The organism is Mucilaginibacter pocheonensis (assembly GCF_031456535.1).
Lineage (GTDB): Bacteria > Bacteroidota > Bacteroidia > Sphingobacteriales > Sphingobacteriaceae > Mucilaginibacter > Mucilaginibacter pocheonensis.
Window position 1 is genome coordinate 1,146,322 of the sequence record NZ_JAVDUU010000003.1, and the last position, 22,693, is coordinate 1,169,014.

General features: G+C 42.1%; 12 protein-coding genes. 5 read left to right on the plus strand and 7 right to left on the minus strand.

The window, feature by feature from the left end; all coding sequences use genetic code 11:
- Positions 1-16: 16 nt before the first annotated feature.
- Genes J2W55_RS18085 through J2W55_RS18095 form a run of 3 tightly spaced genes read right to left on the minus strand, consistent with a single transcriptional unit; the run spans position 17 to position 3,415 of the window.
- The gene (locus J2W55_RS18085; protein WP_310098809.1) at positions 17-1,138 is read right to left on the minus strand and encodes a bile acid:sodium symporter family protein; all 1,122 of its coding nucleotides are present in this window, start codon (positions 1,136-1,138) and stop codon (positions 17-19) included.
- Between the two features lie 13 nt (positions 1,139-1,151).
- On the minus strand, positions 1,152-2,435 hold the full coding sequence (locus tag J2W55_RS18090) for a mandelate racemase/muconate lactonizing enzyme family protein (protein ID WP_310098812.1): 1,284 nt from the start codon (positions 2,433-2,435) through the stop codon (positions 1,152-1,154).
- Positions 2,436-2,461: 26 nt separating this feature from the next.
- Positions 2,462-3,415, minus strand: a complete 954-nt coding sequence (locus J2W55_RS18095) for an RraA family protein (RefSeq protein WP_310098814.1) — start codon at positions 3,413-3,415, stop codon at positions 2,462-2,464.
- A 245-nt stretch (positions 3,416-3,660) separates the two neighbouring features.
- Here J2W55_RS18095 and J2W55_RS18100 point away from each other — a divergent pair, with 245 nt between their 5' ends.
- The 5 genes from J2W55_RS18100 (at position 3,661) to J2W55_RS18120 (ending at position 15,224) form a co-directional block, all read left to right on the plus strand.
- A complete protein-coding gene (locus tag J2W55_RS18100; protein ID WP_310098817.1) occupies positions 3,661-4,554 on the plus strand; it encodes an AraC family transcriptional regulator in 894 nt (297 codons plus the stop codon).
- Complete coding sequence (locus J2W55_RS18105; RefSeq protein WP_310098820.1) at positions 4,551-6,077, plus strand: gluconokinase; 1,527 nt, start codon at positions 4,551-4,553, stop codon at positions 6,075-6,077. Before J2W55_RS18100 ends, J2W55_RS18105 begins: the two co-directional genes overlap by 4 nt.
- A 771-nt stretch (positions 6,078-6,848) precedes the next feature.
- On the plus strand, positions 6,849-10,016 hold the full coding sequence (locus tag J2W55_RS18110; protein ID WP_310098823.1) for a SusC/RagA family TonB-linked outer membrane protein: 3,168 nt from the start codon (positions 6,849-6,851) through the stop codon (positions 10,014-10,016).
- Positions 10,017-10,037: 21 nt separating this feature from the next.
- Entirely contained in the window at positions 10,038-11,597 is a 1,560-nt protein-coding gene (locus tag J2W55_RS18115) for a RagB/SusD family nutrient uptake outer membrane protein (RefSeq protein ID WP_310098827.1), read from the plus strand.
- A 63-nt stretch (positions 11,598-11,660) separates the two neighbouring features.
- A complete protein-coding gene (locus tag J2W55_RS18120) occupies positions 11,661-15,224 on the plus strand; it encodes a VCBS repeat-containing protein (RefSeq protein ID WP_310098830.1) in 3,564 nt (1,187 codons plus the stop codon).
- A gap of 139 nt (positions 15,225-15,363) precedes the next feature.
- On the opposite strand, the gene J2W55_RS18125 is transcribed toward J2W55_RS18120, so the two are convergent.
- The 4 genes from J2W55_RS18125 to J2W55_RS18140 form a co-directional block, all read right to left on the minus strand.
- Complete coding sequence (locus J2W55_RS18125; protein ID WP_310098832.1) at positions 15,364-17,589, minus strand: FG-GAP-like repeat-containing protein; 2,226 nt, start codon at positions 17,587-17,589, stop codon at positions 15,364-15,366.
- 262 nt (positions 17,590-17,851) lie between these two features.
- Positions 17,852-20,356, minus strand: a complete 2,505-nt coding sequence (locus tag J2W55_RS18130; RefSeq protein ID WP_310098835.1) for a glycoside hydrolase family 95 protein — start codon at positions 20,354-20,356, stop codon at positions 17,852-17,854.
- Positions 20,357-20,537: 181 nt separating this feature from the next.
- Positions 20,538-21,758, minus strand: coding sequence for an endo-1,4-beta-xylanase (locus J2W55_RS18135; RefSeq protein WP_310098838.1), 1,221 nt, complete (start codon positions 21,756-21,758; stop codon positions 20,538-20,540).
- 66 nt (positions 21,759-21,824) lie between these two features.
- Positions 21,825-22,679 carry a sialate O-acetylesterase gene (locus J2W55_RS18140; protein ID WP_310098841.1) on the minus strand — a complete coding sequence of 285 codons (855 nt, stop codon included), beginning with the start codon at positions 22,677-22,679 and terminating at the stop codon, positions 21,825-21,827.
- Positions 22,680-22,693: the final 14 nt, after the last annotated feature.

Genomic DNA, 22,693 nt, shown 5'->3' on the forward strand with positions numbered 1-22,693 from the left:
AAACACCGCCGCCACTTCACTGCCCGGCTGAATCCGGTAAGGTAGCCTTAGGAGCCACAGCGGGTGTTTTTTTATGCCAGTAAGAGGCCAATAACGAGCCTGTAATATTCATAAAAGTTGAAAAGATGACTGGGGCAAGGCCCAGCGTAGCAATTTTGCCCATTCCTTTAGCAAGCCCCGCGGCCATGCCGCCGTTCTGCATCCCCACTTCTATAGCAATGGTACGGCAGTCCCGTTCTTCCATCCCAAACGCTTTTGCCGACCAAAAACCAAGTAAATAGCCGCCAATATTATGCAGCAGTACCAATACTGCCAGCAACAAGCCAACTTTAAGCAAGCTTTCTCTGCCGGCGGCAGTTATAATAATGATGATACAGATGATGCCACCCATTGATATAATAGGCATTACCCTTTTTAGCCAACCGCTACGTTCATTTGCTATTGACGAAAACAGCACGCCCAAAGCAATAGGTATCATGACCATTTTAAAAATATCTGCCACCATAAGCCAGGGGTCTATCTTCATGAGCGGCCCGGCAAGTAAATTCATTAAAAAGGGGGTTAATACCGGTGAAAGCATTGTGGAAATACTGGTTATAGTAACAGATAACGCGAGGTTGGCCCTGGCCAGATAGGATATTACATTAGATGCCATACCATTTGGGCAACAGCCTATCAGCACAATGCCAGCTGCTACCTCGGCAGGCATCCCGGTTAGCTTTACGCTAAGTGTAGCAATACTAAAGCCAAGTAAGGGCATAATCATAAAATGGCTCACCACTCCTATAATTATTCCCCTGGGCGATTTTAATACACCCAGGAAATCGTGATAATGCATGGAAGTACCCATACCAAACATAATAAGCTGTATAAGCGGAATAATAAGCGTGGCGTATTTGAAATTACCATAACTGATAAAAAGCGCCGGATAATATAGCGCCATGGCTGCCGCTCCGAAAATTAGCGCCGTATAGGCAAAGCTTTTAGTTTTGGAGGACGCACAAAGGCTTATGGCCAGCAATACAAAAAATGCAAGCACATAAGGCCCTGTATGCGACAAACCTTTAGAAAGCATGATGAATACAGCGGCAAATGCAGCAATGGTGAGTGTGGTTGTGGCTTTATAAAAAATGTTCATACATGGTAGCTGATTAAGCAAAAAAAGGAACCCCGGGCATTGCGTACTTTTTCAATCCTTCCTCGTTGATCTCAACCCCTACGCCGGGCTTATCAGACAGTACCAGGAAGCCTTTTTCGATAAAAGGTTTATCATAGTGTACTATTTCCTTCCATTTGGGCTCAGTATCGCTTAGTGTTTGCCACTCCATGATATGGAAATTGGGTACCGAGGCACAAACATGCGCAGTTGCCATAGCGCCCAGGAAAGATCCTACCATATGCGGCGAAAACGGCACGTAATATAAATTGGCAAGGTTCGCTATCCGTTGCCCCTCGCCCAACCCGCCACATTTTTGAAGATCGGGCATCACAATGTCGATCCCGGCTTCCGAAAGCAGCCTTGTATAACCATAGGCCAGATAAAAATTCTCTCCGGCACAAATTGGCGTACTTGTTTCCTGAGTTATTGTTTTATATACATCAATATTATCTGCGGGTATAGGTTCTTCCAGCCACATTAAATTAAGCGGTTCCATCATCTTAGCAACCCGGCGGCCGGTTGTAGCATCGTACCTGCCATGCATATCCACGCATATATCAATGTTTGGCCCGGCTTCTTTTCTAACTGCAGCAATGGCATTATACATTCGGTCCAGTTCGGCGTTACTGGCAGTCCAGTTATAGCGGTCAAACTTATTCGGGTCGCGGGCATCGTCTATATCAAACTTTACCGCCGTATATCCCCGGTCAATCGCGCCGCGGGCAGCCTTTGCATAATCTTCGGGCTTAGGGTTTGTGGCGGTGTACAATTCCGTATCGCAGTAAACACGGCATTTATCGCGGTATTTACCACCTAATAACTGATATACGGGCACTCCCAATGCCTTGCCTGTAAGATCCCAAAGGGCCGCTTCTACCGCAGTAAGCACTGCAACAAACATACCGGATTGCGCGCCGGCAAAAAAATTCGCTTTTCTGATCTCCTCGGCTATTCTGTTTGGGTTTAACGGGCTACGGCCTTTCAGCATCCTTTCAAGCCGTTTAACCAGGTAATAAGTTCCAGCTATGGCATCAACACCTTCGCCCGAACCCCAGATATCCTGATTGGTATAAATTTTCACAAAAAGTCCACCGCCCGCATATGCGCACTTGACTTCCGTAATTTTAAGGTCGGATGGAGACGATGCCCGCGATGTACGGTCTTTGGCATCGATCAACCCTTGCCCAAATGTTTTATTTAATGGCGTTGCCAGCATAGCGGCACCGGCTACTGCAGCTTTCGAAAGAAAACTGCGCCTGTTTTGATGGTTTGACATATTATATATTTTAGCGATAGATTTATTTACCAGGTCCGGTTTTTAAGGATGTTCTGTATTTGCTCTTTGGGTACCGGCAATTCATTGATGTGCGTGTTCAGCCACGCTGAAAAATCTTTTTCAATATCAGCACTCCAGCGGGCGTCTATTTGCCCGGCAGTGTATTTACCTTCTTTTAACCGCAGGTGACCAAACATATCCCTTAACCTGACAACTTCAGAGGTGGTTACCACTTTTTCGGCCAGGTGCGGCGGAATAAATATCACTACGCCATTCTCTCCCAGTACCACATCTCCCGGCATGACGGTGACTTGCTTTATTCTGGTGGGCTGATTGATGCCTACAATCATCGTATTCAAATCCCCCGGGGGATTATGGTACGATGGATCGTAGCTTTCCACAAAGGATGTGAAGCCTCCAATTTCTTTCAATCCGCGCAGATCCCTTATTGCACCATTATAAACTATGCCGTTACCGGTCTTCGCGTAGATAGCATTACCCACATTATCACCAATAGTAGGCCCGTTTTTGTGGGCTCCGAACTGATCTGCCACATATACATCGCCTTTTACCAGCAAGTCAACGGGCCAGGTGTTTTGTCCTTTTCTGCCCTCTTTTTTTCCCCTGTCATCGATCGCTTTCCATACATCGGGGCGAGCAGGCATAAAAATTGCAGTTACAGCGCGGCCTACCAGAACGCTATCTGGGTTTATTACCAACCAATTCTCGGCAAGCTGATAGCCATAGCCTGCGTTTTTCAAAACCGCCCAGGCTTCTTCAATACTTACCTGCTTCATGCGGGCCAAAATTGCATCTGATACTTTGGGACGGCCATCTGCAAAGCGTTCACCCTTCCACTCCGGAGTTAGGAATATCAACTCGTCCCTGGAAATTTGTTGTGCAAAAGCGTTATGAAAAAACAAACAGCATTGCAGCAATGCAATACCCGCTGTGCGGGAAAGAAGACACCATTTTTTCATTATAAATTTTAATATGCGCACTAATAAGGGGGATGTAGCGGCTTGGTTTTTTATTGGACTTGGTTATAATGTATACAAAGTATGATAATATTAAACCGGGAAAATACCATTAAAAAACAGTGATGGTTTTTATACAAAATTTAGTTTTATATTATGTAAACTTGCTTTTCAGGGACACGTCTTGGGCTTCCCTGATACCCGTGGCAATACGGATTGAGCGCAACGCAGACCAATTATTATACTGAATGAATCAATTGATACTTCAGCAGGGGGCATCTAAAGAACTTGCGTATTTTCCGCATATTCTGGAGTTTGCCCACAAAAAGAACAACACTATACAACTTAACTCCTTTACCAGCAGTGTTATGGACTGCATTTGCCTGTACTATATTTTAGAGGGAAAATTTACCTGGATAATTGATTCGCAGGAACATACATTATATCCAGGCGACTTTGCCGTAGTATTGCCAGGACAACGCATTGGTGGGGAGAGCGGGATATTAAATATCGGGGCTTTATTTTGGATCAAAATTTCTACGGAAGATTGCGGAAAGCTTTTACTGGGCAAATGGAGCGGACTCACCAAAAAGGAAAAATTATCTGTTAATCAAATTTTACTGGTAAACAAGCAACAGCTTGTTTTAAAACTGAAGGATGCGCAAGTGCTATTACACAACTTACAAGTAGAATTACAAAATGAGGAAGTAGGCTTTTACACCCGGACAAACCAGCTGCTCGATGAGCTTTTTGTATTGATTAGCCGGCAATTAATCAGGCAAAACAATTCCAGAAGAGACTTCCCTCAAACATTTTTAAAGCTGGAGCAAACATTGCGACAAAACCTGGCCCATCAATGGACGGTGGAAGAAATGGCTGCACTGATTGGCATGGGGACTACCGCTTTCACTGAAAAGGTTAAAAACTATTCCGGTTTTTCACCCCTGAACTATTTGATCAACATCAGGATAACTGAAGCTACCAAACTGCTTAAAAAAAACCAGGCAAATGTTACAGATATAGCACTAAACACGGGCTTTTATTCGTCGCAGCATTTCTCTACAACCTTTAAAAAACTTACGGGGTATACCCCAAGCGAGTTCAGAAAAAACAAAACATCAGATCAACAACATACATCATGAATTGTATCATCATTATAGAAATGGGCACAGCCGCTGTACGGGTTTTTGCCTTTGATCTTTCCGGTAATTTAATCAGTTCGTCAAAGGGGCATTACCCTACCTTTCATGAACAGCCCGACCATAGCGAGCAGGATCCCGAGCAGATGTTTATTACCATGCTTTATATATTAAAAAACCTGCTTATTGAAGAGATATATCCTAAAAAGTACATCGTGACCTGTATTTGCTTTGGCTCGTCTATGCATAGTTTGCTGGCGGTAGATAAAGACGGCATACCTTTGGGCAATGCTATAACCTGGGCAGATAACAGAGGCAAAAAAGAAGCTGCGGAACTTAAACAAAGCAACCTTGGCGAGGAAATTTATAAAGCCACGGGAACGCCCATCCACCCAATGTCGTCGCTAATAAAAATTGCCTGGATGAAAAATCATGAGCCGGAGAAGTTCAGTCTGGCGAGGAAATTCATGCCTATAAAAACCTATATCATTCAACAACTTACAGGTGCCTGTGTAATAGATTATAGTATAGCATCTGCAACGGGGCTAATGAACATCCACAATCTATCCTGGGATCAGGCAGCACTGGAGTTTGCAGGAATTACACCTGCGGAACTTCCCGATCTGCACCCTGTTTTCTATTCGGGCGTTACACTAAAAAAAGAGTATCAAAGGGTTTTAAAATTATTGCCTACTGTTAAAATCCTGATTGGTTCCAGCGATGGTTGCCTGGCTACACTGGGCGCCGGTGTATGGGACAATGGTATGGCTACAATTACTATTGAAGATAGCGGCGCATTCCGGATCATTGGCGATAAAATAATAGAAGACCCTAAGCAACAAATTTTCAATTACCTACTTACTGAGAAGCATATCATCACTGGCGGTCCTACAAGTAACGGGGGCGTAATATTCAATTGGTTCACTAAACAATTTGGTGATTTTCAAAAAGCTTTCGACGTGGACCAATCAATGGAGATGCTGATAGAGGAAGCCGCAGGTGCCGAAGTTGGATCGGGTGGATTAATATTCCTTCCCTTTTTGCATGGCGAACGAGCCCCAATCTGGAACCCTAATTCAAGGGGCTGTTATTTTGGTATAAATATCAGGCACGAGCGTAAACATTTTATACGGGCCACCATAGAGGGAATTTTATATGAGATGTACAGCATTGGACGCACACTGGAAAAACACCGTCATATTAAAAGTCTGTCTATCAACGGCAGTTTTGCGTCTATTCCCTTTTGCACGCAAATAATTGCAGATATATTTAACAAGCCGGTATGCACTCTTAGTTATGGCGACAGTATAGGCAAAGGCGCGTTCCTGTTAAGCGCAACCGAGATGGGCATTTACCCCTCTTTAGAAGAAGCCTCAAAGACAGTGACCATACACCAAACATATTTGCCTAACGTCCAAAACCACCAGGTATATGCTGAATACTTTAAGGTATTCGAAAGTTTGATAACAAAAGTGGCTAATGAGTTTGATATTATTTCTGACCTGCAGGAGCGGTATAGTCAATAAGCATACCGCCGCCTGTGCTTACCGAGGTATTATTGCATTAAAGTCACCTGCTTCAATCTGGGCCAACCAATATCGGCAACGGCCGTCACATTTAGTCACCAAATTTTTACAATCAAAATAAAAAAGTTTATTCGGAAGCTAAATCACGTTCCAACTGCTGTAGTGACGGAGGTTGATCTGAATTGCGATGTAAGTTGACAAATGTTGTGTTTTTATGGCAAAATGTTGGGTACCCGTACCCGCCGCTAAAGTAATTTTACTCCTATAAAGCTGCTACAATTCTAAATAAGGTAGCTGCTAAATCATAAACCAATAAAGCCGACCGGCAAGTTCTGTCAAAATTACGATTTAAGTATTAAGGCTTGATCGACCCTGTATACTATAGTGAGTTGTATTCAGGGAAAGTACAAACCGGCCCGGCCTACAATCGATTGCAAACCTTTTATGAGATAATATTATGAGAGAATAAATCAAAGAGAACTTGTTTCACCGGTCACAGATAGTGACCCGCAGTAAACTACATCGGTATCAATATTATGGATTCTGTAACTAACAAATCCGAACCTGATACGAGCTACCGGTTAAGCAACCAATTAAGTAAACCGCTCTTTATTAAAACACGTGAAGTCTTCTTAAAACCGTATGGTTTATAATCCCGGATGAGGCTAATTCATCTATCACCTAACCATCACATAATGCAAAGACCTGTTTGATATAAGTGCTGAATCTTACCAATTTCTCAACCAATGTTTTCAATTAATAAACCACAATATGAAAAAAAAATATTTACTAAGCACTTTCATGAGAATGACGGTTATAATAGTATTTATAAGTATTACTATTATAAATTCCACGTTTGCGGCTAATGATCCGGCTCATTTGCGGCATACGGATCCTGATGTGATCAAATCAGCCATAAGCAAGGTTATAACAGGTAAAGTAACCGACGAAAGCGGTTTAGGATTGCCGGGGGTAACTGTTACTTTAAAAGGCACTACCAACGTGGTGGGAACCGACAGCAACGGCGCATTCCGAATTGAAGTACCTAACGACCAGGCAGTACTCGTTTTCACCTTTGTAGGCTACGTGTCAAAAGAAGTTCCTGTTTCGGGCAAATCAGTGATTAATGTATCATTAAGAAGTGATTCCAAATCATTAAGCGAAGTAGTTGTTATAGGTTACGGAACACAAAAGCGCGCCAATGTAACGGGCGCGGTTTCATCTGTGAGCGGCAAAACAATATCAGCTTTGCCCGTAGGCGGTGTCGACCAGGCTTTACAAGGCCGGGTGGCAGGTTTAACGGTTACCAATAATGGCTCGCCAGGCACCGCGCCAATTATACAGATACGTGGTGTAAGCTCTGTAGGTTACGGATCTGATCCATTGTATATTATTGATGGTTTTCCAGGTTCTATCGGCAGTCTTGATCCAAGAGATATACAATCAGTTGATGTGCTTAAAGACGCGAGTGCCGCGGCAATTTACGGTTCACGCGCAACTAACGGCGTTATCATCATCACAACCAAGAAGGGCTCCAGCGGCAAAGTTGTGTTAAGCCTCGATTCATATGCGGGATTTCAGGAAGTTACTAAACAGTATGACCTTCTCAATACAAGCCAATATTTACAATATGAACGGGCTTTGAACGGGGCCGCCGGGATTGGCATACCCCCGCGTTTACAGCAGGAAAATTTTAATAAGCCTATTTATGCGGGTTCTTCGCAAACCTTTGCCCAAACCAATACAGACTGGCAGGATGCATATTTCAAAAAAGGAGTTGTGCAACAGCATTCCGTTTCATTAAGCGGTGGCAATGAGAATTCACGCATATTTACATCTGCCAGTTACTTTGATCAGGATGGTATTACCGTTGGAACTAATTTCAGCCGTAAAAGCTTCCGAATGAATTCAGATCATAATTTGAACAAGTTTATTACAATCGGCGAAACATTCAATGCTTCAGTAACCCGCCAACGCTTTGGCATTCCCCCGGGCAACAGAACGCCTATTACCAATGTGATCAGGATGCAGCCATACCTGCCTGTTTACAATCCAAACAATGCGGGCGGTTTTTTTGGCCCTCAAAGCAGTTTTGACGGCGCCGACCCGGTAAATCCGATAGAGCAGGCATTAATTAATGAAAACCGCAATTTTGGTATTGGAATACGCGGTAACGCTTACTTAACGGTAAAGTTTACACCATGGCTTAAATTCAATTCTACTTACGGCATTGACTATGGAACAAACAGGCAAGAGCAATATACTCCCATATATAACGATGGTGGTACTTCAAGCAGCCCGCTTGCTTCAATAACCGAAAATACCGGAAGCGGCACAACTACCCTATACACACAACAACTAACTTTTGACCACACTTTCGCCAGCAAACACCACGTTTCGGCATTGGCAGTTTACGAAGTGCAAACCAATCGCAGTGATAGTCAAAACTCTTTTGGCAATCAAAATAATAACACAATACGCACACTAAATAACGCCACAAATACAACTACCAATTACACTTATGGTACTAACGTTCTGCATTCATTAGTAGGCAGGATGGGATATGATTTTGAGGGTAAATATTTAGTTTCCGGATCAATACGCCGCGATGGCTTGTCGGTTTGGGCTCCCGGTCACAAATATAAAAACTTCCCCGCGGTTTCGGTGGGCTGGAAAGTTGACCAGGAGAATTTTATGAAAAGCCTTAGCTCAATAAGCGAATTAAAAATACGGGGCGGTTACGGCGTTACCGGGATAAACGGAACAGTATTAGGAAATTATCCTTATGTTTCCAATGTTTCTGCGGGTGGCACAACATATCCGTTTGACAACCTGGCTACGGATAAAAACTCAGGTAACGGATCTTTTTATAGTGCGTTGAGTAACTATTTCCTTCATTGGGAAATAACAAAATCAACCAACATAGGTTTTGATCTGGGCTTATTCCAAAACGCGTTTACATTATCGGCCGAGGTTTACAAAAGAAAAACTGATGACCTGATCTTAACTGTACCGGTACCACCCAGCTTTGGAGTTGGTGCCCCGCTTGCTAACGTTGGTTCAATGCAAAACAAAGGTTTTGAGTTAACCGCAGGGTATCACAAAACAACCGGCGAGTTTAAATATGATATAACAGGTGTGTTTGGTTTAGCCAGAAATAAAGTTATATCATTAACCGGATCTGCAACAGGCACGATAACCGCAGGTGGCGACGCAGATTTTGGCGGTGGCGGGCCACTTACCAATACATCAGTTGGTCAATCTATCCAGTATTTCTACGGCTATGTAGTGGAAGGTATATTCCAAAATGCTGCGGAGGTAAGCGGTCATGCAACTCAAACAGGTGCAGCACCGGGCGATTTGAAATTTAAGGACATTAATAATGATCATGTAATTGATGCTAATGACAGGGTTAACCTGGGTAGTTACCTCCCTAAATTTACCTATTCATTAAATTACTCTGCCAATTACAAGAATTTTGACCTTGCCATGTTTTTCCAGGGGGTGTATGGCAATAAAATATTTAACGCCGAAAGGATCATCGCTGAAGGTATGTCGAGGTTATTTAATTCGGATGTTAATGTACTTAAAGCCTGGACTCCAAATAACACAGATACCAATATTCCGAGGGCTATTTCAGGAGACCCAAACTCGAATGTAAGGCCATCCACTCGTTGGGTGGAAAGTGGCTCATACCTTCGTCTGAAAAACCTACAGTTAGGTTACAATTTGCCAGCGCCGTGGCTTAAAGCGGCCAGTAACAATTTGGTAAGCAAAGTGAGGATCTATTTATCATCAACAAACCTGTTCACTATCACAAAGTACACCGGGCTTGATCCTGAGGTGGGTTCCAAAAACGGAACGCTTACAAATGGTATAGACTATGGTCAATACCCATCGCCAAGGGTATTCCAGGTAGGTTTACAGGCAACATTTTAATAATCATAAAATTGGTATATTATGAAACGTAAAAAAATTTATTTATTGTCAACTGTTATCTTACTAACGATAACGGTGATCGTATTGTCCTGTAAAAAAACAGCGTTAAATACATCTGACCCAAACAATCTTACCACGGGTAACTATTATAAAACTTCAGCGCAATTAAAGTCGGGAGTTAACGCCATCTATGCGGTTATGCACCAAAACAACCTCGTATCCCGGGAGTGGTATTACTTGCACGATACAAGGAGCGACGAGGTAGCAGCAGGCGGCGGACAATTGGAAGCTCCAAGGCTCCAACTGCTCAACAATACCGACGATCCTACAAACTCTGTGATGAATTCTGTATGGAACGGCTGGTACACGGTAATTTTCCGTGCAAATGTTGTAACAGATAATGCGCCAAATGTTACGGATAACGTAGCTGACGCGCAAAAATCAGTGGGCGAGGCAAAATTTCTACGTGCCTGGGCTTATTTCGACCTGGTTAGCATGTGGGGCGGTGTGCCGCTGGTAACATCAGTGCCCAAAAGTCCTACCGATTTTAAACCTCGCGCAGATGTTGCCACCGTTTATGCGCAGATAATTCAGGATCTTAAAGATGCCGCAGCGGTACTGCCCGGAAAATCAGCTACTGATAAGGGACGGGCCACAGCATCAGCCGCTTACGCGATGCTGGGCAGGGTGTTAATGCAACAAGGTAATTATGCTGATGCGAAGGCCGCATTTCTTAAAATACCTACCAGCGGACCCGATGGTTATTCATTAACCGCCCGTTATCTCGACAATTTTGAGTTAGCCACAGAATTTAACAATGAATCAATTTTTGAAGTTGTATTTGTGGATAAAGGAACTAATGGTTACAACTGGGGCGGCGAAAGCGCCACTGAAGAACAGTCGACAGTTAGAAATCAGGAATACTGCCCTGTTGCATGGAGAAATCTTATTCCGTCAAACAAATACCTGAATGAATTTGAAAATAAAGCTACGGGCGCAGCAAAAACAGATCCTCGTTTTTCATATAGCGTTTATCAGACCGGCGACCTTTATAATAATGGCGAAAGCACTTTAACCGATGCTGATCAAAACGGCAATTCGTCGGTATTGAACGGCGTTACCAAAAAAATTAGCTGGCGTAAATTTATGATCATATACCAGGAAAGTGCAACTAAAGCAAGCTTCCACCCTGGAGGTAACAACCAACGTATTATACGCTATTCGGAAGTTTTACTTGACCTTGCTGAATGTGCTAATGAAATGGGCGATATAGCCGGAGCCGTGGCATACCTTAATATGGTGCGTGCAAGGCCAGATGTCTCCATGCCTCCTTATCCAACAGCTCAATTTCCGGTTACTTCCAAAAGCGACGTGGTTAAGGCTATCATGCACGAAAAAATGGTGGAATTAGGCGATGAGCAAGTGCGTAATATTGATATTTTAAGATGGCGCAAAAAAGGGTATTTCGCCACTGAGCCAATTGCTTCATTCCACGCTAACAGAGATGAGTTGTTACCTATACCACAGGCCGAGTTAGATAATAACCCGCTTGTTACAGGGCACCAAAATCCCGGCTATTAATTTATTGAACCAATTTTTAAAGCAGGCGGCCCATAAGCCGCCTGCTTTTATTAATATTAAATTATGAAAATCCTCCTTATTGGTTTTACTGTAGCAGTGCTAATTTCTTCCTGTAAAAAACATACACTATTTGAGCAGATACCATCTTCTGCTTCGGGCATTGTGTTTAATAACCTGATTACAGAAAACGATTCGATTAATCCAATCGATAATGCCACAGTATACAATGGCGGAGGCATTGGCATAGGCGATTTCAATAACGATGGCTTACCGGATATTTATTTTGTGGGCAATATGGTGCCGAATAAGCTATATCTTAACAAAGGTAATTTTAAGTTTGAGGATATTACCGCCAGGGCTGGAGTAGATGGCAAAGCCCGTTGGGGCCGTGGTGCTGCTGTAATTGATATCAATAATGATGGCTTATCAGATATATACGTGTGTAATTCTTTTGCAAATGAACCGCAAAAGAGGCAAAATTTATTGTATATAAATCAAGGAGTTAACGGAAACGGCGTGCCCGTATTTAAAGAAGAAGCCAAGGAATACGGTCTTGATAGTCGGTTATTTTCTACGATGGCCAGCTTTTTTGATTATGATAATGACGGCGACCTTGATATGTACCTGACTGTTAATGAGCCGAACCCTGCTGAGTTTCCCAATCAGTTCAGACCTATTAATATCACCGGCACCGGCAGAAGCATGGGACGGTTGTACCGGAACGATTGGGACACGAGCCTTAAACATCCTGTGTTTAAAGATGTATCATTAGCTGCAGGGATTAAAATAGAGGGGTACGGACATGCGTCAACTATTGCTGATATTAACCTCGACGGCTGGAAAGACATATATGTTACGAACGATTTTCTATCAAATAATATATTGTATATCAATAATCATGACGGCACTTTTACTGACAAGTCAAAGGAGTATTTTAAGCATACCTCTTTCAATGCAATGGGTCAGGATATTGAGGACATAAATAACGATGGACTGGCTGATATAGTTGAACTGGATATGAACCCAGCTGATAATTTCCGAAAAAAAATGATGTCGGGCCCAAGCAGCTATACAACTATTCAAAACTTTGACCACTATGGTTATCAATATCAATATGTTCGAAACACCCTTCAGCTAAATCAGGGGCCGTCTGTTGGAGAAAATAACCAATTGGGACATCCTGCTTTTAGCGAAATTGGCTTTTTAAGTGGTGTGGCACAAACAGATTGGAGCTGGACACCGATGGTAACCGATTTTGACAATGACGGTTACCGGGATATTATAGTTACGAACGGGTATCCCCGCGACGTTACAGATCATGATTTTATCGCTTATAGATCCAATGCATTTTTAGTTGCACCAAAAAAGGAAGTTCTTAGCCAGATACCCTCAGTGAAAATTCACAATTATGCATTTCGCAACCATGACGGTTTGCAATTTAACGATGTGAGCATGGATTGGGGTTTGGGTATTCCCTCCTTTTCAAATGGCGCCGTATATGTCGACTTAAATAATGACGGCGCAATGGATGTAGTAATTAATAATATTAATGATGAAGCGTTAATTTATAAAAATACCGCCGGAGAAGATAAAAAAAACGCACACCATTACCTCAACATAAAATTTGAGGGTCCCAATCAGAACCGCGAAGGAATTGGAACTTTTGTTGATGTATATTACCAGCATGGTTTACATCAGGTTTATGAAAACAACCCTTATAGGGGCTATCTTACCAGCATCCAACCTATTGCACATTTTGGGTTAGGCGAATGCAAAACCATAGACTCAGTGGTTGTTAAGTGGCCGGGCAAATACAGGCAAACATTTTTAAATGTAGATGCAGATAAAACTTTATTGGCAAATATTAATAATGCGCATCAAACCTATACATGGACAAATCCAGTACTGTCAAAAACTCCACTATTTACAAATATCACGGGCAAAAGCGCGATTAAATACATTCATCGCGACACAGATTATGCTGATTTTAATATTCAAAAGCTTTTGCCGCACAAGCTTTCTGAATACAATCCTGCACTATCCGTAGGCGATATTAACAGTGATGGCTTAGATGATATAGTTGTCGGTGGAAATTTGACCGAGCCGGCACAGATCTTTTTTCAACAACAGAACGGAACATTCATACAACGGGGCCTCTTGGAAGGAAAGAAGTACGATCGCCCCTATCTTGATGGGGGAATTCTCATTTTTGATTCAAACGGCGATAAATTTCCTGATATATTAATTACCGGCAGTGGTTATAAAACCCCGGCAAATGATCCGGCATACCATGACCGCCTGTATATTAATGATGGCAAAGGCCATTTTACACTTGCAAAGGATGCCTTACCCGTGTGTTTTAAAAGTAAGTTATGTGTAAGGGCTTTTGATTACAACAACGATGGCAAATCAGATCTTTTTATTTCAGGGCGCGTAGAACCATGGAGATACCCTGAACCGGTAAATAGCTATATTTTGAGAAACGACACCAAAAACGGGAAGGTGAAATTTACAGATGTGACCAATGAAGTTGCTCCCGATCTGAAAAAGATCGGATTGATATGCGATGCCATCTTTAGTGATTTCGACAACGATGGTAAAACAGATTTGATATTGGCAGGAGAATGGATGCCATTAACTTTTTTGAAAAACTTAGGCGGAAGATATGTAAACGTTACAGCAAAGAGTGGTGTTGATGACAAATCCGGGTGGTGGACCTCAATAATTGCAGGTGATTTCAGGCATACAGGCAGAATGGATTACATAGTTGGGAATGTAGGCTTGAATACCCTTTATCAGGCCAGCGCTGAATTCCCGGCCTTTATTACAGCAAGTGACTTCGACAAAAGAAACCGGTTTGACGCATTTCCGTCATTGTTCCTTCCAGGCAAGGATGATGTTAAACGGGAATATCCGGCAAATGTAAGGGACGATGCCATTAAGCAAATGATAACTTTACGTGCAAAATTCACTAACTATCATTCTTATGCTGAAGCCACTATGCAAGATGTGCTAAGTGCCGACCAAATAAAAAATGCACTGCGGCTTAAAGCTACAGAGTTAAGGTCCTGCTATTTTAAAAATGATGGCGACGGTAAATTCACGGTAGTTCCCCTACCTGTTGAGGCACAGGTTTCAGCATTAAATGGAATGGTGGCTGACGATTTTGATGCGGACGGCAATCTTGATTTATTGATTAATGGAAATGATTTTGGTACTGATGTTTCAATTGGCAGATATGATGCCTTAAATGGATTGCTATTGAAAGGTAATGGCCACGGCGAATTTGCTCCTTTATCAATTGCACACAGCGGAATATATTTACCTGGCGATGGAAAGGCGCTCGTAAAATTAAGGGGCACAGCCAATAACTATCTAATGGCATCAAGCGAGCACTTAGGGCCGCTCCGGATTTTTCAATTAAATGCTAATGTATCTATGTTAAAAATAGATGATAAGGATCAAAGCGCTGTTATCACGTATAAAAATGGCAGTCATACCAAGCAGGAATTTTATTATGGTAGTTCATTTCTTTCTCAATCGTCCAGATTTATCCTCATCAATGATAAGATAACACAGGTGTCAGTAAAAAATAATAGAGGAATAACCAGACTTGTTAAATTTTAATTAAACATTGTTGCCGGATAGTTACCGACTACTGTTTTTAATAATATGTTTTATCAGTGCAAATCTAAATTATCGACCATCACATCCTGCACGGGAATTTAGATTTGCACTTTTTTTACAATACTAACATCTTTGCTTTCTACATATCAGCCATCTTCATTGACATTGCAGGCTCGCTCGTATTAAATTTAAGTATCTTTAGTTTAAGCGGTGTTACCTTACCGTCTTCTGTTATTTCCAGGAACTGGTTAGGCGTTATTCTTTTAAGATGCTGCACAGTCCCGCTGCCCGCCCACCGGATTTCGATATCGTCGATGATACTGGCCTGCCCTACTCCTATTTCTTGCCGCAGAGGAGATGAACCAAAGCTCCCGCCGGAATTTACATCCTTAAACACACTTCTTTGTAAACCATTCTCTGTAAAAGTGATCTTAACTCGTGATCCGATAGCACACCTGTTTGACTTTTTACCAATCAGTTTTAATCCGATCCAATTATTACTATTTTGGCCGGGGTTAAGGTATAATGCACTTTTGTAGGCATCACCTATATAAGCTCCACCCATTTCGATAAAAATATCCTGCAGGCCGTTATTCCTAAAATCGGCAAATGATACACCATGACCTTTTTGCAAATTGCCAGTACGCGACGAACCAGTTACATCGGCAAACTTTTTGCCCTCTATATTCCGGAAAAGCTTATTCGGTATAAGCGATCCAAAATCCGGATTGCCGGTACCAAAATAAATATCGGGATAGCCATCGTTATCAATATCACCAAAATTACCTCCCATGCTAAACACTACCTTGTTCAGTCCTACCTCACGGGTTACATTTGTAAACGTGCCATCGCGGTTGTTTTTGAAAAGAAAAATATTGCCATTATCTGTTACGGGTGTGCCCAAAGCCTCCAATGCGGCATAATAACCCAGGGTTGTAGTAAAATTGTAACTGCCAACTAAAATATCAGGCCATCCATCATTATTGTAATCATAAAACCAGGTGGTAAATGTATTTTGTGTGATATTAATGCCGGCTTTTTTGGTAACATCTTCAAAATCTACATCTTTACCCCTATTACACTTATTCTTCAACAAATATTTTCGTCCACTCATGGTGGAAACAAAAATGTCTGGCCAGCCGTCATTGTTGTAATCCGCAGACGTTACCCCCTTCACAAAATCGTTGATCCGGCAATGAGCTTTTTGAGCCATTTCTTTAAAAGTACCATCATGGTTATTTATATAAAGCGCCGATGGATGATTATTCTTACGATCGGCTTCACCATGGCTTTCCATCCCGATAAAAACATCAAGCCAGCCATCGTTATTAAAATCGTTCCATACTGCCGTTTGTGTAGGATGCATAAATTTCAGCCCGGACGCGATGGTGACGTCGGTAAACCCGCCATGTCCGTTGTTTTTAAGTAACGAACTTGGCTGGTTACCAAAACCATCCCTAAGCCAGCCTCCCCGCATTATAAAAATGTCTGGATGGCCATCATTGTTATAATCGGTTTGTTCGATATTAAGGCCGCCCACCATATCTTGTAAGCCGCTTTGAGCGGTGCGGTCACTAAAAGTACCGTCTCCGTTGTTATGAAAATAATGCATGTGATCTTGCAGATCCATCCCTGAGGTAATGAGGTCTATATAACCATCACCGTCAAAATCATCGGCTATGGAGCCGCCTGCCCTGCTATTCAGATTAATACCAACATTTGCTGCTACATCTGTAAATGGCTTCACTTTGTACTGCCCGTCGTCGGCATTTAAATTGGGGATCAGATATTGAGCGGGAACTTGCATTGGATAACGACCTAATGTCATATAAGCTATATTTAACAGCCATCGGGACTGGGCATCGTGAGCATTACTTTTCAACATATTTTCCAGTGTTTCAATTGCCTGCAGCGATCCTGTTTGAGCTTGATGTATGCCTGCTCCTTTAATAGGGAATATGCATGATGATCCGTTGTGGCTAAGCATGCAGTTAGCACGTTCGCCTAAACGCATATAGGCCACAGCCTGATCAGGCATTATGTTTACGGGGTTCATATAGCGGGGCAGTTTTGAAATTTTTGAATATATATCAACAGCCGCTTGTTCATGACCTTCCTGTAATTCAAACAAAGCTTTTTTTGACAACAATTGAACGTCATAGTTTGGCGAATCAGCATTTAACAGCGAATCGCAGGCGGCAAGCCGGGCATCTGAGCTAAAAATGTTTTGAGTATTATAATTTCGCTTTTTAAGCTGTTGCAGCAAATCTGCCATTTTCAGCGGGGATTGTGGCTTACATGATATTATTAAACCACAAATACCTGCAGCAAAAAACAGGGTCATTTTTGCAAATCGTGATAACATGATAAATTATTAAAAAAATTCGACACGGATTTTTGTTCCCTAACTTATGAATGGCTACCAGATATAATATTGCTCGTAAAACGGATAGAAATGCAACTTAAAATTATATCTGATAACTCTTGTTAAGAAGCGATTATCAAAGATAAAAAGCCATGATACCTTCAAACACAACGTTTGTTTATATTCATATAACATTTGTATAAGCTTCCGGAAGCTTATACAATAGAATTTGAAAACATTTTCTCCTTATAAACTCCTCGGGTCAATGCAAACTTTTATTAACAATGGTATATGTTTTACCCGGACGCGTAGCTACATCATACAGCCAGGTTTTAGGTAAGGCAGGTTGAAGATTTTTGCTATTGTTTTTGATTATCGGCATTTTTAAATCCATTGTCTGATAAAATGGGTTTTTATTTATACCGTTTCCTGCTGTGAGTAATAGACTGTTGATTTGTTGATTAACACGCAGACGGCAGTTGCCGCCAATTGAGGAATGTATCACCAGTTTAACAATCTTATGGTTAGCCCATTTTATATCAACTTTAAAACCGCCCCTTGCCATTAATCCCGATACGCTGCCATCCTTACATTCATCCGGCAATGCAGGGAGCAAATAAATCGCACCGTCATGACTCTGCAAAAGCATTTCAGCTATGCCGGAAGTACAGCCAAAATTTCCATCAATTTGGAAGGGAGGATGAGCATCAAATAAATTGGGATAAGTGCCGCCCGAGTTAGCGCTTATTGGTTTTATTTGATCTTTAATAAGCTTGTAAGCGTGATTCCCATCCAATAAACGTGCCCAAAGATTGATCTTCCAAGCCATGGACCATCCCGTGGAAACATCACCACGATAGGTAAGCGAGTTTTTTACAGCGGCAAAAAGTTGCGGCTGCCTAAAAGGAGATATCTGATTTCCCGGAAACAAACCGTATAGATGAGAAACATGACGATGATGATCATCCGTACGGTCAACATCCTCCAGCCACTCCTGTAACTGCCCGTACTTTCCAATTTGCATTGGAGGTAATTGGCTGCGATAGATGGCGAGGCTATCTGCAAATGCTTTGTCGATATTTAATTCAGCTGCGGCCCTTATGGCGTCGGTAAATAAGCCATAAACTAACTGATTATCCATAGTAGCACCGGCAGTAACAGAAACCTGGTTTTTCCCATCAATATATTCGTGTTCGGGCGAAATTGAGGGCGATACCACCAACCAGCCATGTTCACGTTCTTTTTGAAGAGCATCAATGTAGTACTCGGCAGCACCTTTAATTATGGGGTAATATTGTGTTAAAAATTTCTTATCGCCCGAGTACAGATAATGTTCCCACAGATGTTGGCAAAGCCATGCATTTGACGTTGGCCACAATCCCCAGAAAGCGCCGTCTACAACACCGGTTATACGCCAGATATCAGTATTATGATGTAATGCCCATCCACGTGCCCCATACATTATTTTTGCTGTTGGCTTGCCGGTAACAGACAAATCGCTGATCATATTAAAAAGCGGAGTACTTAATTCTGGCAATTGGGTCACCTCACTTGGCCAGTAATTCATTTCTGTATTAATGTTAATCGTATACTTACTGTCCCAGGGACCTTTTACCTCACCATTCCAAATGCCCTGTAAATTGGCTGGCTGCGATCGCGGTTGAGATGAACAAATCAACAGATAGCGACCATATTGAAAATATAGTTCAGCTAATTGCGTATCGTTATTGTTGGCGAAATTTCGGATCCGAACGTCTGTGGGTTGTTTTGCAGCACTATCTATACCTAGGTCGAGTTTAACCCTGTCAAAATACGAGCGATAATACTTGATGTTATCCGTTAACAACTCGTGGAAGCTGTGTTGGTAGGCCTTGTTTAAAATATTTTTTGCCCTAAGCATGGAATTTGCTGAAACATCATGATAGTTGACAAAATTGGTGGCAATAGAAAGGTATATCACGGCCGTATCTGCATTGGCAATAGTAATGCCCGAAGTATCTGCAACGGTTGTGCCGCCAGAATTTTTCACCATGGTGAGCACATTGAATTCTATTTGCCCTTTTTGCCCCTCATGCTCACTACCCTCGCCGGATAAAACCAACGTCTTTTCGTCGTTTACGACGACTGACGATTTAAGAGGGCTTTGAAGTTTTAGCCTACAGTTAATCATCCCACGTTTATTAGCTGTAAGTCTTACCATGAACGTGTTTGCACCGAAGGACGTGAAAAATTCTCTTTTATAGTTAATTCCGTTCATGGTATATTTTACCGTAGCTGTGGCATTAGCCATATCCAGATCGCGATAATAGTTGCTAACGGTACCTGTTTCAGGAAAGCTGAGGTATAAATTGCCTGCCAGTTGATATGGCATGCCGCTATTGCCCTTTGGCCCAAGTTTACTGTTAGCTAATTCCTGCGCTTCGGCATACTTTTTCTCTGCGAGCAGACGCCTCACCCGATCAATGTACGGCTTCGCATTTGAATCAATTGTATTATTGGGGCCTCCTCCCCATATGGTTGACTCGTTAAGCTGAATACGTTCGTTTTTCACGTCGCCAAACACCATCCCCCCGATAAACCCGTTTCCAAGAGGAAGTGCCTCATTCCAGTTTTTAGCGGGTTGGTTATACCATAATTTATATCGCCCGGTGCCATCAGGTATGCTGTTTTTTTCACCTGCATATTTTTTTTGTTGAGCCTGTACCGATGAAACAATCAATAACGACACAGTACATAGGCACGTTATTTTATTAATTAATCCTGTCATATACTTTGGTTTGTAATACACAATCCTCATTGTACTGCAATTATTATATCTTTTATTCTATTCCGTAATACCTACTAAACCATGCAGCCTACCCCACAGCTTTATGGTTTTCGGCAGCATACAATGAATCAGGCTCACGCGTACAGCAGGCCGGCTGATCACCTTGTTCAATAATGCCCGACTAAAAATTCACGACAGCCCAATAAGCATTTTTGCGTTGCCTGTTTTCGTCAAACAATAAGGGATAGGCTTTGATAACCGCGCGGGGCGCATTTAACCCTGCAGCAGCTCCGCCCATTAATCCTCCTCCTCTCCCATCCAACCAGCTGTATCTGTCAGATACATTCCAAAAAGTAACGTTTGTTATAAACTTTTTATATTGCCGGAAAATATCGAACGCCATTTTGTATTGCGCTATTTGTCTGGCTTCCAGTTCTGGCGTATAACCTGGGTCAGTTCCTGGCGGCGTTATAGCGGCCTGAGGCGCTGCTCCGGGCGCAGGTGCTGGATGTGGTACGCGTATAGTAATATCCAATTCGGTAAACTGTACTTTTAAGCCTAACGAGGTTACTTCATCCAAAGCCTTACGCAATTCAGCGGGCGATGGATCATTCAACTTCCAGTGCGCCTGCATGCCCACACCATCAATCGGCACGTGATCCTCAATCAATTTTTTTAACAATTTATATATTTTTTCTCTCTTTACAGGATGTTCACTGTTATAATCATTGTAGTATAGCTTGGCCTGCGGATCGGCTTCATGCGCATATCTAAAGGCCGCTTCTATAAAGTCGGGCCCATTGCATATGTTGTACCAGTTGCTTTTACGATATATTTGCGTTGTATCATTGCCGTCGTCAACAGCCTCATTAACCACGTCCCAGGCATAAATTTTCCCCTTATACCTCCCTGCTACAGCAAAAACATGATCTTTCAAACGCTGTAACAGCAATTCTTTGGTAACCGGTTCACCATTCGGCCCTTTAAACATCCACGCTGCTTCCTGGTTATGCCAGAGTAAGTTGTGCCCGCGTATTTTAATATGATGGCTCACTGCAAAATCAACAATTTTATCCGAATTTTTCCAATTATAAACACCTTCTGATGGATGTATCGGGCCCATCTTCATATCATTCTCAGGTGTTATGCTATTAAATTCTTTTACAATTAATGCGGAATCAGGGCCATGCAAGGAAGCCATATTAACCGCAACACCAATTGGGAAATAGTTTTTATAATAATCTTTTAAACCCTTATCCGGATGATCGGCTATAGCACGTGTCTGGAATGATGACGCTACCTGATGCTTTGGCGTACATTGAACAAACAATAAAATAATAAAGGTAATCACCGGGAGCAGGATGCCCCGATCAGTTTTTTTATTGACAATTGAAAAATTCATGAATCATTAATGTTTTATTGAAATGTTAACTGTGTGCATCGTTAAGCGTTGTTCATTTTTAACTGATTAAAGTTTAATGGTTTCTTTAAGCTTGTAACCCAATAAAGAAAGCATCTCCTCGCCATATCGTTTTCCTAATAACCTGTATCCCTGGGCAGTAAAATGCAGATGATCTGGGGAGCTGGCGCAACCTGCTGAAGAAATGATGTATGAATTAGCAACTGTTTGAGGTAATGTTGCAATAATTTTGTTCATCATAGCGCAGGCGCCTGCCTGGTCAGCATTTACTAATTCACCAGCAAGTAAAGGCACTTTTTTAGGCTTCAGGTTTAAATCGCTGATCAAATTATCATAAATTCCCTTTACTTTCTTTGTCCATAGCGTATCATTAGGATTCGATTCTCCCTGATGTAACAAAACACCTTTAATCACACCCGACTTTTGAGCTAATCTGGCCAGTTCTATCAACCTTGCATATGGATTTCCACCATATTCGGCAACTATCCCTTTCATCCACCCGGTGGCTGTTGCAAGATATGATTGGTAACTATCTTTTTCAAAAACTTCGATTTTGGCACCGGCGACAGAGACATTTATTATACCAACCCTTATTTTTTTAGGCAGGTTAGCCACCAAAGTCCGACCGAAATAGTCAGCCGGAGTTAGGCCTGTTTTGCACCTCGCCAACGGCGGTATGGCCGTATACCAATTATCTTTTACCCTACCTCTGTCCGCGCAATCAACAGCCTGTAACATCCGGAACCTGTTATCAACAGCGATGGTATCCTCGGCCTCAACTTTTGCATTACCCTCCATATTTGATTGGCCAAAACAGATAAATATGTAAAAATTCTTGTCTTGCGAAAAGCTTTTCAGACTCAACAATGTGAGACATGTCACCGCCATTAATCTAAGCTTCATTTTCATGTTTGAAC